Raw genomic sequence first — 14,439 nt, forward strand, 5'->3', positions numbered from 1 at the left:
TGCGGGCTACCTGGGGCAGCTTTCCAACCTTTTAGACATTGAACTATCCCCAACAATGATATTTTTAAATGTACTTAAACCTCAAACAAGTAAATCACCTGGTGTAATTAATACCAGCTTTCCAGACAGCCATCATAGAAAGAGAATCTGAAATATTTGTAGTCGGGTTGCCCCTTACTAATAACAGATCGGCCCTTTTCCCTATAGCAATGATTCCTCTGTCGTCCAGACTGAATCTTTTTGCAGGTAGGGAAGTGGCAGCCCTTAATGCCTGAATAGGCAATAAACCAGCTTCGACAAGCAATTGCATTTCATGATGGACACTGACCCCGTGAGCAAGGCCACCAAGTGTCGGTATAGGGAATGAAACGTCTGTCCCAACTAAAAGATCTACACCCGCATGATGAAGGTCGCCAAGGTCTTTAAAGCTATTTTGAAGGTCGCCTTGCGGAAACGTATGAAAGCAGGAGCACATAGTATTTACCCAAACTTTATCTAGTTTGTGTATAACACGTTCATCATGTGCAATGTGACAGGCATTTTTACCTATGATGGAGGCATTTAAAACCAGGCACGGGGTCACAAATACTCCCTTTCTGCTATTATTTTAATTAAATCAGGGGTCCATTCCGGCCTGTCAATGAATAAGTGCGCCAGCCCATCGATGCCTATTTCAACTGCCAGCCTTGCGGCTTCAGCCGTTAGCGTATGAGCAATAGCTATTTTGTTGAATCGATGAGCTTCGTCTACGCCATTTTCATCACTTCTTTATTAAGTATCGGCAAACCAGGTGCATTCATCACTGTTCCTTCTTCGATCATAATCTTAAAATAACAGGCGCCATTATCAATCTGCCTATGGTAAGGCTTATATGCGGAATAGGAAAATGAAACGTCAATGCGCCCGTCAGGTATAACAATGACATCGATATCCTCGTCAGTTGAGTTGTTCAGCATCCAAAAACTTTCCACAAAATCTAGAAGCTGAATAGTAGGATGTACTTGTTGATATTGAACTGGTATCATTTTTCAATTTAGAAGACAAAGATAACGCAGGATGCTGTGATCGGACTGGAAGTAATTTTATAAAGTATTTCCTAAAATGTCATGTCCTTTTAGATCTTAAGATAAGTGAATTTACACATGCAGATGCCGGGCAAATGAATGTGTAGTATCTTATTAACCTGCCTAGTGAAGTTCTCTTGGATTTATTGAAGTGAAGATGACTTCTTTGCCGTCTTAAAACAACCATTTGTGACGGCAGACAATATGGTCGATTGATCCGATGTGAATAAATTACTTGCATACAATGGTTTTGAAAATACATTAAGGAGAGGACTTCCGACTAATAATTAATATAACAAGGAACTGGGTTTGATTCTTGAAGATATACACGATGAAAATGTTATAGTCAAATCGGATACACTTTTTTTATTTATACTGTTATTTTATACAGCTTTTCAGGATCAATAATTATTGCTGTTTTTTCAAATGCTGAAGGCTCAGTTAAAAAGATAAAGTATTGCAAGACCGCAGTTTTAAAATCAGTTTTTGGAGAATCATTGTAACTATATTAAATTCATTCCTATCAATATCCTAGCCTTTTTTAAGTCCCTTATGCATAAACAGCAAACATTACTTATACCTGAAGACTATACTGAGTTATTTTACTGGGTAAAGGAAAGGACGGAAACATTCTGGAATAAAAGTAAATCCTTAAATCGTATGGACCGTATTTGAGGATGTGTCACCATCCCGGGGTGTATGGTTGAAGTTCTGGGGCGCCCGGCCAGCTTCTGTGAAAGAGAAGGAGCGTATTTTTGCTGACTGGTTTGCGAAAGCACCGAAATTATTGCCCATTACTTCACATAGATTTTTAGTTAGTCAGACCGATCTGGTTGATCGGCCCGTGCTATCTGTTTATGGATCCGATACCATCGTGTACGGATGGGATCTCAGGTTGTATCTGCTGTATGAGATTACGGATCACCTGGATCTTTACACACCAGTGTTTGATGAAGAAGATCAATGCTATTATGCTGAATACAGAGATGAATTAACAAAAGTATTTGATATCGCACGACAAAGGTTACCAGGTAAAGATATCCCTTACTGGAAGGAATTAATACTGTATTGGAGCTCGGGGTGGTCAAGCTTTGGATTAACACCTCCTGGTGATAACGGAGAATGGGGGCAGCCCATCATGCCAACGTTTATACTAGACGACCAGGAAGCTATTCAGAAAACGTTCAAAGGATTTGAGTAGATGAAAGTAAATGTAAATGTCTCATAGATCATATTTAAATGAACAAAAAAGCCTTCAGATTAATCTGAAGGCTTTTAATTACTGCGGAGAAAGAGGGATTCGAACCCCCGGACCTTTGACAGTCAACGGTTTTCAAGACCGCCGCATTCGACCGCTCTGCCATTTCTCCGGTGCAAAAGTATAAAACTGAATCAATTTTCAAAAAAAAACTTTTCCGGACATATAATCATTCTGGTAAAATCCTTTGTCAGATAGCGTTTGCTCGTAAAAAAAAACTATTTTTAAGCCATTACAGATACCCAGCACGGATTAAAACATGCAATCTAAACTCATTCTCCTGTACCCTTTTCTCTTCCTGCTATTTGCTAACATTGTCAAAACGCAGGCGCAGACCACTTGTACAGCGATCGGTCAGAACCCCTCCACAGCATTCCCTGTATGTGGAACAAAAGTGTTTACCCAGGAATCTGTGGCTACCTGCGGGGGACTACCCATTCCCGGTCCCGCCTGTAACGGTGTTAACGACGGCGGGCATACAGATATCAACCCCTATTGGTACAAGTTCACCTGTTATAAAGCTGGTACCCTGGGATTTAAAATTACCCCTAAAGTATTGGCAGATGACTATGACTGGCAATTGTTCGATATCACTGGTCATCAGCCTAACGATGTTTACACAGACCGCAGTCTGTACGTGTGTATGAACTGGTCAGGGGAGGGCGGAGTAACGGGCGCTTCTGGTGCCGGGGTTTCTTTTGATGTGTGTGGCGGCTTCGGGCAGTTACTGTTCAGCAAAATGCCCACATTGATAGAGGGACATGAATACCTGTTGCTGTTGAGCCACTTCACACAATCCCAGTCGGGGTATGACCTGGAATTTACAGGTGGGACAGCCGATATCACCAGCCCTGGCATTCCGGAACTTAAATGGGCCAGCTACTATTGCCGGGATAACACCATCGGTATCAAGCTTAGTAAGGAGACGCTTTGTAAAACCCTCACCACTGACGGGACAGAATTTGTTTTCACCAGTGGTACCGGAGGTACGATTGTCTCTGCTACCGGGGTAAACTGTTCTAACGGTTTTGATGCAGACTCAATATTGATCAGGCTGAAAAATCCATTGCCACCCGGCGACTATACCATTGCGACCAGAAACGGCAGTGATGGTAACACAGTACTGGATGTATGTGGTAATGCGCTTGCAGTAGGAGTGGAGGCCAGTTTTCATGTGGAAGTGCCTCCCGATGTGGTATTAAGAAATCAGATCACCGTTGGTTGTGCACCAGATCTTGTTAAGATCCCATTGTCTGTGCCGGTTCGTTGTAGCTCCATAGCACCTAACGGCAGTGATTTTCGCCTCACCGGACAACCAGGTGCCACCATTCGCAGTGCTTCGGGTATATGTGATCAGAATGGCCTGACAGACACTATCCTGTTGCAATTCTCACAACCCTTGTACAGGAAGGGGAGTTATACTATCACGCTGACCACAGGAAGCGATGGTACACCTATTCTCGGAGAGTGTGGACAGGCGGCTGCGCTGGGACAGGTCATCTCATTTCAAACAGCCGATACCGTATCTGCTGATTTTACATTCGGCCTGAACAGGGACTGTAAACTGAGTGTGCTCGATCTGATACATAACGGGTTACATGACGTGGACTACTGGCGCTGGACATTCGATTCAACCGATGTGAGATATACGCAGAACGTTAATAAGTTATACGGCGATTTCGGCATAAAAAACGTCTCTCTGTTCGTTTCTAACGATGTCTGCACAGACTCTGTTTACAAGGAGATCAACCTGGAAAGGACACTGGGGGCCATATTCGAAGTGGACCCCGGTACCTATTGTCCAATGGACATCGTGACACCAGTGAACAAAAGCTTTGGTGATATCGTCTCTTATTTATGGGATTATGGCAATGGTAATACCAGCACCTCACCTGAGCCGGTGCCACAACAATATTACCCCACCAGGAAAGAACAGGATTACCGTATCCGGTTAGTCGTACTGGACACACAAAACTGTCTGGATACTGTAGATCATGTTATAAAAGCGGCGATGAGCTGTTACATTGATGTACCAACGGCATTTTCGCCTAATAATGACGGTATGAACGATTTCTTATATCCGTTAAGTGCTTACAGAGCGATAGATCTGGATTTTTCTGTATACAATCGCTTCGGTCAACTTGTATTCCACTCAACCGACTGGACACAGAAATGGGACGGCACCGTCAAGGGCAAACCTGCTGATGTCGGCTCCTATGTGTGGATGTTGCGTTACACGATAAAAGATTCAGGTAAAAAAGTCTTTAAGAAAGGAACAACCGTACTGCTGCGCTAGCGGCGGTACGGACCTGCTAATGGTCAGGCTGCCATAGAAGAAGTCGTGGAAGTATTGGCGGAATGACTATGTACTTCGCAATTACGGCAGCCTTTCCAGTTTTTAATATGTGCAGTGATCAGTAAGGTGGCTCCCACCAGTTTCAGGCCCATTTCGGCAACACTTCCATGAATAAAGTTCCCGCTGATCATCAATATCAAGCCTACCGCAAAATATACCAGCACAGATCTTTGTCCATGCAGGCGCTTATATCCCTTCCAGATCGCCCAGCCGCCAATGCTCATAGAGACAAGCACCGTCAGTACCTCCAGATAGACATTTTTCAGAATATCTATATCAAATAGTGTCAATGTAGTAAAGATCACTGGTAGCAATACACAGTGAACAGCACACGCCAATGAAGCGCCTACGCCAATTGCATCCCATTTTGAATCGTAGGCATGACCAGCCTCCCTTTTCTTTATTGTTAATTTCTCCATGGTTCCTCTTTTCGTTCTGCGGGAGGACAAAAGTAGTTAAATGAAACGGTGATGCAAAAAATAATTAAGATCTGGATGGACTGATACTACACTAGTACCCAAGCGGTGTCAGGCTGGTAGCATTATTGGTAATATGTTAGTCTGAAGAGGAAGACTTTTTAAAATTCCGGTGATGGCAACCCACTGGTTATTTTCCGTTACACCAGGTGAGCAGTACAATTATATAACTCACATTCCCATACATCATCATTCACGGTAAAACGGGTCACAGATGTATTTTTCAGGTTAGCATCCTGCATGAGGCCTGGTGCCAGCTTTTTTAGCAGGTACCTGATAAAACTACCATGGCTCACAATAACAATGTGTTTACCGGCGTGTTCATGCATCAGATCGTCCAGGAAAGCCATACCACGGGTTACAACGGCCTGTTCTGTTTCCATGCCCAGCTCCAGCTGACGCCATCCTGTTCCCCACTTTGCTATTCTCTCCGCTTCATTTGTGCCTTCTGTTTGTCCGCCGGACACTTCCATAATTCGCTGATCTTCCCGGATATCTTCAATACCAAGGCTGGCAGCAATGATCTCTCCGGTCTTTTTTGCGCGGGATAAATGACTGGTATAAATGATATCCCAGGATTCGTCAGAAAGGCGTACGCCCAGTTTCCTGGCTTGTTCCAGTCCTTCATTGTCCAGAGGAATATCTGTGCTCCCCTGCATTTTTCCTTCCTTGTTCCATGCTGTACTTCCGTGACGGATCAGGGCTATACGTGTCATAGGCGCTCTTATGTTGGTTGCCGCAAATATACGCCATCCTGCCCAGGAAAGGAAACCTCAGCGCAGTTCCGCTTCGCTGATCAGGTTGTTTTTTAGTGCGAAAACCACTACACCGGCGGTATTTTTGACATTCATTTTTTCCAGTATACGGGTTCGGTGCCCTTCAACAGTACGCTTGCTCAGGAAGATTTTTTCTCCTATTTCCTGCGCAGTGAATTGCTGGCAAATAAGACGGATAATTTCTTTTTCCCTGTCTGTAAATGTAACCGCTGCATTATCACGTGACGGATTGAACCGGCTTCTGACAATCATCGATGCCAGTTTAGCAGAAGTTTGCCGGCAGTAAAAGATATTGTCCTCATATACACTGTTAATTGCCTCAATGATCTCCTGTTTGTCGGCATTTTTTAGCAGGTATCCCTTTGCCCCTGCTTCCAGCATCTCCACAATAAGCTCTTCTTCATCAAACATAGACAAGGCAATGATTTTAACAGCCGGATTTCGTTGCAGCAGGGCGCGTGTAGCACTGATGCCATCCATTAACGGCATTCTGAGATCTGTCATGACCACATCCGCTTCCACCGTTTCCAGTAGTTCCAATAGTTCCCGTCCATTGCAGGCCTGTCCAACAAGATGAATGTCGCGTTGTCTCGAAAGCATTAATGCAAGTCCGTCACGGAATATCTCATGATCGTCAGCTATCACTAATCGGATGTCGTGATTCATTGAGTGTAAGAATTGGGGTAATAAGTGAGACTGGGATTTAACGTGGTATAAAGTTACATTATCCCACCGGTATTTTTACGAAATAGTTAGTACCCTGGCCTGGTGCAGAATTAATATGCAGGGAGCCACGGAGTATGTCTGTGCGGATAGCCAGACTTTTCATACCAAGTCCGGCAGACTCTGTTCTGGCTTTTTTTACATCAAATCCGACTCCGTTTTCCTTCACCAGCACCAGGTAGAAGCCGTTCTCCCTCGTTAGTACGATCTGTAGTTGTGTGGCTTTCGCATGTTTCAGCGTATTATGGGTGATCTCCTGGATGATACGGAAGATGTGGATCTCTTTTTCGGGAGCAATGTCGATCTTGCCTGACGTGTGAAACTTGATGTCAAGCGACTGTTTTCCTGAAAGCTGGCGTATAAATTCATGTAGTGCTTCTGTTAATCCTTTTCGTTCCAATGTGGCTGGCAACAGGTTATGAGAGATCTGCCTTAGTTCCTTTATGACTTCATCTATGTAACCGGAAGAACGGGCGATGACCTGATGGTCACGCTCATCTGTCACTTCAATACTGTGAATATTCAGCTTGATAGTAGACAGGAGTGGCCCCATACTATCGTGCAGATCCGCCGCTATTCTTTTTCTTTCATTTTCAAGGATGGTGATCTCTGCTACGATACGCTCACGCTGCAACTGTATGTAACGGCGATGATACAGCACAATAGATATAACAAAGAAAAGAATGATAACGGCTATCAGCAGTGAAATAAATATGGTTATATAGAATATTTTATCGTCCATGGACTATCGTCGTTTTGGGGGCGTTGTGGCTTGCAGCTATGCGTCGAAATGCTTGTTAAAATAATAGGATGGCTTAACAGGTATGCATAGTACCGCTATTGCGTAGATCAAATTTACAAAAGCGTTGATATAATTGAACATAAAAATAATGCGCAGGGACAATACGGTATCTGACCCTATAAACATCGCTGCCTCATAAATGATCTGGTAGACGAAAATGATGATAAATCCCATACAGACAAGGAAACGCGCGTTCTTGAACAGCGACTTGTTGTCTTTTACGATCAGGTAATTGATCTCATTGATGCTGAGTAATACAGTGATAAATGCATAGGTAACTCTGAAGTAGGGACTGAAAGTCTCTATCTTATTGCATATAAGATTTTCTGTGATCCATATTGCTGCGAAACCGGATAATAATCCGATAAAAAGCGGTCGCTTTCTGCTGAGTGTTCCCCATATGAAGAACTGGTACACGATCACCAATGACTCGGCAAGACCGTACAGGTTTAGCGGAACAGCGTTGCTCGTGTGCAGCACACTGATGCAGATGAAGCAGATCGTTTCCGACAGGAATGCCAGTGAAAGCAGCAGCAGAAAGGGCTGAAAGCTTGCAACGGTCCTGTTGAAGCGGATCAGCCCTATCGCTAAAGGAATAATGACTAACTGGCTTACCAGGAAGGCGCCTATATTATTCATCAGGACAAGGATAATAACGGTGGATTATAATGCGCTTTTACAAAGTGGCGGACAACGCTGACCACTTTCCATTGCCTGCACTTCATTGCCGGCTCTGGCAGTAGATATACCGGGGATATTGGCTGCTTTTTCCCTGGTGACGAGTGTCGTCAGGATATCTTTCCCTTCAGCATCTACGGGCAATAGCACCATGCGCACCTGCCCCCTCTGGTCTTTACCCATATAGATGCGAAGCCCTGCAGCTCCCTTGGCATTCAGTATCGCGGCAATCGCATGACGATTAAATGTCTCTCCCTCAGGAATGTTAAAGGCACTGTCAAGATAATTACCTCCCAGTCTGGCCTGTAACTCCTTTCTACCGGCAAGAAAACCCTGACGCAAACCACGGGCTTCTTCTATTGGAATGACGTGTTCAAAGGCTCTTCCTTTATCGAGGGGTATTTCTCCATTTTGGGGGGCTGGGGTGTGCGTACAGGCAGAAAATGCGGTAAGCAGGATGGCAGAGGAAATGATACGTACCATGTTACGGTGCTTCATAATAGCGGTTTTATAATGAATGAATACTAAACTAACAGATATGGCCGGGATTATTCCGGGTAGAAATGCTGAAAATAAAACGTATAAATACCTATTGGGGCGTAATTAATTAGGAACTAAGATCAGGAATCAGGAATTCCCCGCAATTCATGCACTGCAAATATAGTTATTGCCCCTATATCAAAGTTTTCCATCTGCTCTTCCCATGAATGCCTATTCTGCAATTTCAACATCGATCTATGGCTGATTCCTGATTCCCCATGGGCCAGAATATCAAAAAAAATCTAATATCTGGTACTTATATAAGTATTATCGTTCATTTATTTTTGTCCTCCTTTTAAAATTGACAATGGAAAAAACATCAGGATTCAGTCCTGAGCAGCAATTAACATCTCTCGATGCGAGACTGTTATTATCGTTACAGCGGCTCAGTGACATGCTCAAGGCAATGCAGTGGGAACAGGCCAGGATCCTGGGCATTACACCTTTACAGCTTCAGATACTATTATTCACCGGTCACCATACAGCAGAAGTCAATAAAGTGGCCTATATAGCAACAGAATTACAGTTGAGTCGTCCGACTGTCAGTGATGCAGCTGCTGCACTTGTCAGTAAAGGATTTCTCCGGATAGAAGAAGATATGAGGGACCGGCGTAGCTACTCCTTTCTGCTGACAGATACAGGGCACGAGGTGCTCGCAAAGGCAGAGCAATATACCGGGGAACTGGATGCGATTCTGCAAAAAAGACCTTTGCAGGAGAAGAGTGGTTTATATCAGTCTTTGGTGACTATTATCGCCGGACTATATGATAAGGATAAAGGTGGTATGCAGCGTATGTGCTACAGCTGCGCCCATTATGACGGTAATAAAAAAAGGCAGCACGCATGCCGCCTTTTAAAGAAAAAATTATTGTCATCTGAACTGCAGATCGATTGTTTACATCACTCCAGTTTGACCACGTCAGTTAATAACGCAGCACCAACTGAGAACGGTCCTCTCTTATAACTGCTGGATCACTTTGGCCAGCTTTCCCAGTCCTTTAATGATCCCGGTTTCATTCATAGAGGCATAACCAAGTCTCAGGCCGGGCGCATGACTAAACATAGGATTATAGTAGCTCAATGGATTTACCACGTTAACCCCCGCCGACTGTACTTTCTGTAGCAACTGTTCCGGTTCCACCTGTTTATATAACTGCAACCATATGGCCAGGCCGCCCTGTGGACGTGTATAGTATGCCTGTCCTGCAAACACGGAATGGATGATACTATGTGCCAGTTCCAGCCGTTTCATATATACGTACCGGGTATTATGAATATGCTTTCTGATATCGCCAGCAACCATCAGATTTGCCACCGCCTGCTGTAATACCGGATCCCCCTCTCTGTTCACTATACTACGGTAAGCCGCAAGCGACCGGATAAAGGCCGCAGGTCCACATACAAAGCTGATAGGTAATGTATGCATGACTGAGCCTATATAGATAACATTATCTGCATGTGGCATACCTGCCAGTGGAATATAATGTGTGTCAAAATGATATTCATGGTCATAATCATCTTCTATGATCATGAAATTATATTGCTCGCTTAATGCTAATAACTGTTGCCGTTTCTCTACAGAGAGCGTGCTTGTTGTCGGATACTGATGATGCGGTGTTATATATAACGCCTTCAACGGAGTTTGCTGGCAACATCGTTCCAGTTCCTCCAGGTTGATCCCCTGCTGATCTGAATGAATATAATGCAATTGAGCTCCCGCCATGGTAAAGGCCTGCCAGGCAGGCTGATAACCAGGATGTTCAACCGCAATATGATCACCAGTAGTCAGCAGCGTTTGCGCCGTCAGGTATAAGGCCATCTGTACACCCTGGGTGATACAGATGTTCTCCGTCGTAACGGCCAGTCCCCGGTCATTGTTCAGCATCGCATTGATCTCCTGTAACAGATACTCATTGCCCCGGTCACTGTTATTATTGTAAATAGTACGCTGGTCGTCCTGCTGTACCAGTCTGCGGCACTCCCGGGTGATTTCAGTAACCGGGATCAGCTTCAGATCTGGTAAGCCATCATCAAACGCAATATCATAGTCGCCGGTCGGATTAGCAGGGGGGATTGATATATTTACATGACGAAACGGGATCTGTAAGGCCGGTTTGGCGGCCGTCTCCCGTCCGGCTGTTCCGGCATGCCCGGAGGGCATACTATCACTGACGCGGGTCCCACTTTTATAATGAGAGGTCAGCCAGCCGGCCGAAATAAGCTGATCATACACAAGCATGACAGTATTCCTGTTGACTTTCAGTTGTTGAGCCAGTACACGGGAACCTGGCAGTAAGGCCCCCGGAAGCAATCTGCCTCGCACTATCTCGTTGATTATATACGCTTTTATCTGTTGGTATATTGGCTCTTTGCTGTTAAACGACAGCTGGATCTGCACATGCCTGTAACTCTTCATAGCTGGCAATAAGGTGTCATTGATATACGGACATCAGACCTATACGGTTGTTAATTTTTGTTAATGAAGAAAATAATTATAAATATGAGTCCGCTATTTCTCATTGCTGTATTTTCATAGACATCGAAAAATATCTATTTTTACAGCATGGACGCAGTCACGATAGAGAAAGCAGCAAACGCAATAGCTGATAAGCACCGGTTATCCATTATACTGGCCGCATCCCGGCAATCTGCTATCCAATGCTGTGAGATCACAGAGCTGACCGGTTTGTCTCAACCTACTGTATCTCATCATATTAAGATCCTGGTAGACAGTGGAATACTGATTTATGACAAAACCGGCCGGAATGTTCAGTTAACCATTAATAAGGAGATGATGAAGCATCTCTCCACTTTCTTCGGCCAGTTAAGCTGATCTTTTTTGAAACTTTTTGCAAATTAATAATGAGGCATTACCTTTGGTTAACCAAATGGTTAAATCGGATAGTTTAGATGGCACAGGAAAAAAATACAGAGGAGCTGATCATAGAAGCGGCCAGAAAGATATTTGTCAAACGTGGGCTGGCAGGTGCCCGGATGCAGGATATCGCAGACGAAGCCGGGATTAATAAGGCAATGTTGCACTATTACTACCGTAGCAAGGAAAAGCTGTTTGAGATCGTATTTAATGAGGCATTTTCCAGCGTAGTAAGCGCCCTGGGGCAAATACTTGAAGGACAGATGCCTATAGAAGATAAGATCAGGAAGGTGATAGACAATTATATAAATGGGATCGCGGAAGTGCCTTATCTGCCAATATTTATACTGAATGAGATCAATCAACAGCCTGAGATCATGGTTAAACGCCTTAGTTCACAGGCCGCATTTCCCAGTATCCTGGCATTCATGAAAGAAGTGATCGAAGCCGGTAAGAATGGTACAATTAAGAACGTCAGTCCTATCCAGCTCTTTCTGAATATTATATCACTCTGCATATTTCCGTTTGTGGCCCGGCCATTGGTACAGGGAATATTTCAGCAGGATAATATCCAGTTCGATCTGCTGATACAGGAGCGAAAGCAAATGGTGGCAGATGTCATCCTTGCCTGGTTGAAGCCTTAACAGGCTTTTTTTTGAAACTGACATTAACCAATTGGTTAAAATAAATAGTTAGTATGATGAAGTATCTCGTATGGGCCATCGCATGCTGCAGTATCCCTGCTATGGCGCAAACCTCCCTGACGCTGGAAAACTGTTACCAGCTGGCACAAAAGAACTATCCGCTTATCAAACAACGCGAACTGATCACTAAAGCAGGTAGCTATACGGTAGCTAATGCGGCCAAAGGTTATTTGCCACAGCTCACCTTTACCGGACAGGCCACTTACCAGTCGCAGGTGGTTGAAATCGCATTTCCTGGCGCGCCACAACTGAGTAAAGATCAGTATAAAGTGCAGGCCGAAGTTTCCCAGACGCTTTTTGATGGCGGCAATGTCCACTACCAGAAAGAACTGAGTAGGGCGAATACAGCCATCCAGCAACAACAGCTGGAAGTTAACCTGTACAATGTGAAAGACCGCATTAGCCAGTTGTTCTTCGGCATTCTGCTCATTGATGAGCAGCTCCGCCAGAACCAGTTGAGAAGAGAGGATATCGCCAGTGGCGCACACAAAACAGCCGGTGCGGTCAACAACGGAACGTCACTACGTAGCCACCTCGATGAACTAAAAGCGGAACTATTGAATGCGGACCAGTTACGTATACAACTCAACGCTAATCGTACTGCGTATTTACAGATGCTGGCACTGTTTATCAATCAGCCACTGGATGAACGGACTGTCCTGATAAAACCTGAACAGGTGAATTTATCACCCGAAATACGTCGTCCTGAGCTGGCATTGTACGATTATCAACAGCGAAGCTTTACCATCCGGGAAAAGCAACTGAAGGTAAATTATCTGCCGAAAATCAGTGCGTTCGTACAGGGGAGTTACGGCAGGCCTACACTCAACTTTGTAGGTAATGATTTCGGGTTTTACGGACTGGGTGGTATCCGCTTTAACTGGGCACTGGGTAGCTTATATACTAATAAGAACAGTAAGCAGTTGTTGCACATCAGCCGTCAGGATGTGGAAGTACAGAAAGAGACCTTTCTGTTCAACACCCGGCTGACAATGACCAGTCAACAGGCACAGGCCGCTCAATACAATGATCTAATCCAGAAAGACCAGGAGATCATCGATCTGCGTTCTTCCGTGAAAAAGGCGGCCATGGCTCAGCTGGAAAACGGCGTGATCACCTCACATGACTATATCAGTCAGGTGAATGCTGAAAATCAGGCCAGACTCGCACTTGCGCTGCACGATATACAATTGCTGCAGATACAATACAATCACAAAAACACATCCGGTAACTAATAAAATGACTAGCTGATATATGAAATACTTATCTCTTCCTGTGCTCTTCTGTTGCCTGGCAGCCTGCTCTTCAGGAGACACGGCCTCCGATGCTTCCGGTAATTTTGAAGCGGACGAAGTAATTGTTTCCGCTCAGCAGAACGGGCAACTATTGTCTTTTACTGCGAAAGAAGGAGATACGCTTGCGAAAGATGCTATTGTCGGAAAAATAAATGTCAATGGGATCTCCCTTCAGAAAGAACAGGCAGAAGCGACTATTGATGCATTAAAGGAAAAAACGACTGATCCGTCACCACAATTGGCCCTCGTCAGAAAGCAACTGGCGGTACAGGAAGCGCAGCTGACGCAGTTAGTGCATGAACAGCAACGTACAGAGAATCTTGTAAAAGCCGATGCAGCAACACCTAAACAGCTGGATGATATCAATGCGGCTGTTGATCAGATGCAAAAACAGATCCAGGCGACCCGCCAGCAACTGACCGTCAGCGAGACTAACATTGCTAACCAGAACAGAAGTATTCTGAGTGAAAGATCCCCGCTGGAGAAGTCGCTGGCCAGATACGATGATGAGATCAGTAAGGGGATCATTGTGAACCCGGTAAAGGGAACGGTACTCGCCAGGTATGCCCTGCAGGGAGAAATGACGGTGGTCGGTAAAGCGCTGTATAAGATCGCGGATACGGACACGCTGTTACTGAAGGCCTATATCACGGGTAAACAACTGCCGGAAATCAAACTCGGTCAGTCCGTAAAGGTGCTGATCGATGCTGGCGACAAAGCATATAAGACATATCCAGGCGTGATCTCCTATATATCTGGTAAGTCGGAGTTTACACCTAAAACTATCCAGACAAAAGAGGAACGCGCTAATCTTGTATACGCCATCAAAATACGCGTTCCTAATGATGGATACCTGAAAATAGGCATGTTCGCACTTACCCAATTCCACTGA

General features: G+C 44.6%; 17 protein-coding genes and 1 tRNA gene. 8 read left to right on the forward strand and 10 right to left on the reverse strand.

Translation table 11 applies throughout. The annotated features are described in order from the left end of the window. Nucleotides 1–94 precede the first annotated feature (94 nt). A complete protein-coding gene (locus tag GWR21_RS31410; RefSeq protein ID WP_202929006.1) occupies nt 95–583 on the reverse strand; it encodes an amidohydrolase family protein in 489 nt (162 codons plus the stop codon). A gap of 163 nt (nt 584–746) precedes the next feature. Beyond that, nucleotides 747–1,025 (reverse strand): hypothetical protein, encoded by a 279-nt coding sequence (locus GWR21_RS31415; protein WP_202929007.1) that lies wholly within the window; start codon nt 1,023–1,025, stop codon nt 747–749. A 342-nt stretch (nt 1,026–1,367) separates the two neighbouring features. Between GWR21_RS31415 and GWR21_RS31980 the strand changes: the two genes are divergently transcribed. Next, entirely contained in the window at nt 1,368–1,472 is a 105-nt protein-coding gene (locus GWR21_RS31980) for a hypothetical protein (RefSeq protein ID WP_394367280.1), read from the forward strand. Between the two features lie 271 nt (nt 1,473–1,743). Continuing rightward, nucleotides 1,744–2,265 carry a hypothetical protein gene (locus GWR21_RS29115; protein WP_162335208.1) on the forward strand — a complete coding sequence of 174 codons (522 nt, stop codon included), beginning with the start codon at nt 1,744–1,746 and terminating at the stop codon, nt 2,263–2,265. An 84-nt stretch (nt 2,266–2,349) separates the two neighbouring features. On the opposite strand, the gene GWR21_RS29120 is transcribed toward GWR21_RS29115, so the two are convergent. Continuing rightward, nucleotides 2,350–2,434: transfer RNA gene (locus GWR21_RS29120), tRNA-Ser, on the reverse strand. A 147-nt stretch (nt 2,435–2,581) separates the two neighbouring features. On the opposite strand from GWR21_RS29120, the gene GWR21_RS29125 reads away from it, so the two are divergent. Then, the gene (locus tag GWR21_RS29125) at nt 2,582–4,618 is read left to right on the forward strand and encodes a T9SS type B sorting domain-containing protein (protein ID WP_162335209.1); all 2,037 of its coding nucleotides are present in this window, start codon (nt 2,582–2,584) and stop codon (nt 4,616–4,618) included. A gap of 23 nt (nt 4,619–4,641) precedes the next feature. Here GWR21_RS29125 and GWR21_RS29130 read toward each other — a convergent pair whose 3' ends face one another. From GWR21_RS29130 to GWR21_RS29155, 6 genes are all read right to left on the reverse strand, one after another. After that, the gene (locus tag GWR21_RS29130; RefSeq protein ID WP_162335210.1) at nt 4,642–5,097 is read right to left on the reverse strand and encodes a MerC domain-containing protein; all 456 of its coding nucleotides are present in this window, start codon (nt 5,095–5,097) and stop codon (nt 4,642–4,644) included. Between the two features lie 197 nt (nt 5,098–5,294). Continuing rightward, a complete protein-coding gene (locus tag GWR21_RS29135) occupies nt 5,295–5,870 on the reverse strand; it encodes a histidine phosphatase family protein (RefSeq protein ID WP_162335211.1) in 576 nt (191 codons plus the stop codon). A 57-nt stretch (nt 5,871–5,927) separates the two neighbouring features. Beyond that, a complete protein-coding gene (locus GWR21_RS29140) occupies nt 5,928–6,596 on the reverse strand; it encodes a response regulator transcription factor (RefSeq protein WP_162335212.1) in 669 nt (222 codons plus the stop codon). A gap of 58 nt (nt 6,597–6,654) precedes the next feature. After that, nucleotides 6,655–7,395 carry a sensor histidine kinase gene (locus GWR21_RS29145; RefSeq protein ID WP_162335213.1) on the reverse strand — a complete coding sequence of 247 codons (741 nt, stop codon included), beginning with the start codon at nt 7,393–7,395 and terminating at the stop codon, nt 6,655–6,657. Between the two features lie 36 nt (nt 7,396–7,431). Continuing rightward, entirely contained in the window at nt 7,432–8,094 is a 663-nt protein-coding gene (locus GWR21_RS29150) for a hypothetical protein (protein ID WP_162335214.1), read from the reverse strand. A 24-nt stretch (nt 8,095–8,118) separates the two neighbouring features. Next, complete coding sequence (locus tag GWR21_RS29155; protein WP_162335215.1) at nt 8,119–8,631, reverse strand: hypothetical protein; 513 nt, start codon at nt 8,629–8,631, stop codon at nt 8,119–8,121. A gap of 349 nt (nt 8,632–8,980) precedes the next feature. On the opposite strand from GWR21_RS29155, the gene GWR21_RS29160 reads away from it, so the two are divergent. Beyond that, nucleotides 8,981–9,637 (forward strand): MarR family winged helix-turn-helix transcriptional regulator, encoded by a 657-nt coding sequence (locus GWR21_RS29160; RefSeq protein WP_162335216.1) that lies wholly within the window; start codon nt 8,981–8,983, stop codon nt 9,635–9,637. Here GWR21_RS29160 and GWR21_RS29165 read toward each other — a convergent pair. Continuing rightward, nucleotides 9,632–11,089 (reverse strand): aminotransferase-like domain-containing protein, encoded by a 1,458-nt coding sequence (locus tag GWR21_RS29165; protein ID WP_162335217.1) that lies wholly within the window; start codon nt 11,087–11,089, stop codon nt 9,632–9,634. The genes GWR21_RS29160 and GWR21_RS29165 overlap by 6 nt on opposite strands. Before the next feature lie 147 nt (nt 11,090–11,236). Here GWR21_RS29165 and GWR21_RS29170 point away from each other — a divergent pair, with 147 nt between their 5' ends. The 4 genes from GWR21_RS29170 to GWR21_RS29185 all read left to right on the forward strand — a co-directional run bounded on the left by GWR21_RS29170 (nt 11,237) and on the right by GWR21_RS29185 (nt 14,439). Then, entirely contained in the window at nt 11,237–11,506 is a 270-nt protein-coding gene (locus GWR21_RS29170) for an ArsR/SmtB family transcription factor (protein ID WP_162335218.1), read from the forward strand. Between the two features lie 77 nt (nt 11,507–11,583). Further along, nucleotides 11,584–12,192 (forward strand): TetR/AcrR family transcriptional regulator, encoded by a 609-nt coding sequence (locus GWR21_RS29175; protein ID WP_162335219.1) that lies wholly within the window; start codon nt 11,584–11,586, stop codon nt 12,190–12,192. Between the two features lie 53 nt (nt 12,193–12,245). Next, on the forward strand, nt 12,246–13,487 hold the full coding sequence (locus GWR21_RS29180; RefSeq protein ID WP_238430079.1) for a TolC family protein: 1,242 nt from the start codon (nt 12,246–12,248) through the stop codon (nt 13,485–13,487). Between the two features lie 19 nt (nt 13,488–13,506). Further along, nucleotides 13,507–14,439 carry an HlyD family secretion protein gene (locus GWR21_RS29185; protein ID WP_162335220.1) on the forward strand — a complete coding sequence of 311 codons (933 nt, stop codon included), beginning with the start codon at nt 13,507–13,509 and terminating at the stop codon, nt 14,437–14,439.

The organism is Chitinophaga agri, from assembly GCF_010093065.1.
GTDB lineage: Bacteria > Bacteroidota > Bacteroidia > Chitinophagales > Chitinophagaceae > Chitinophaga > Chitinophaga agri.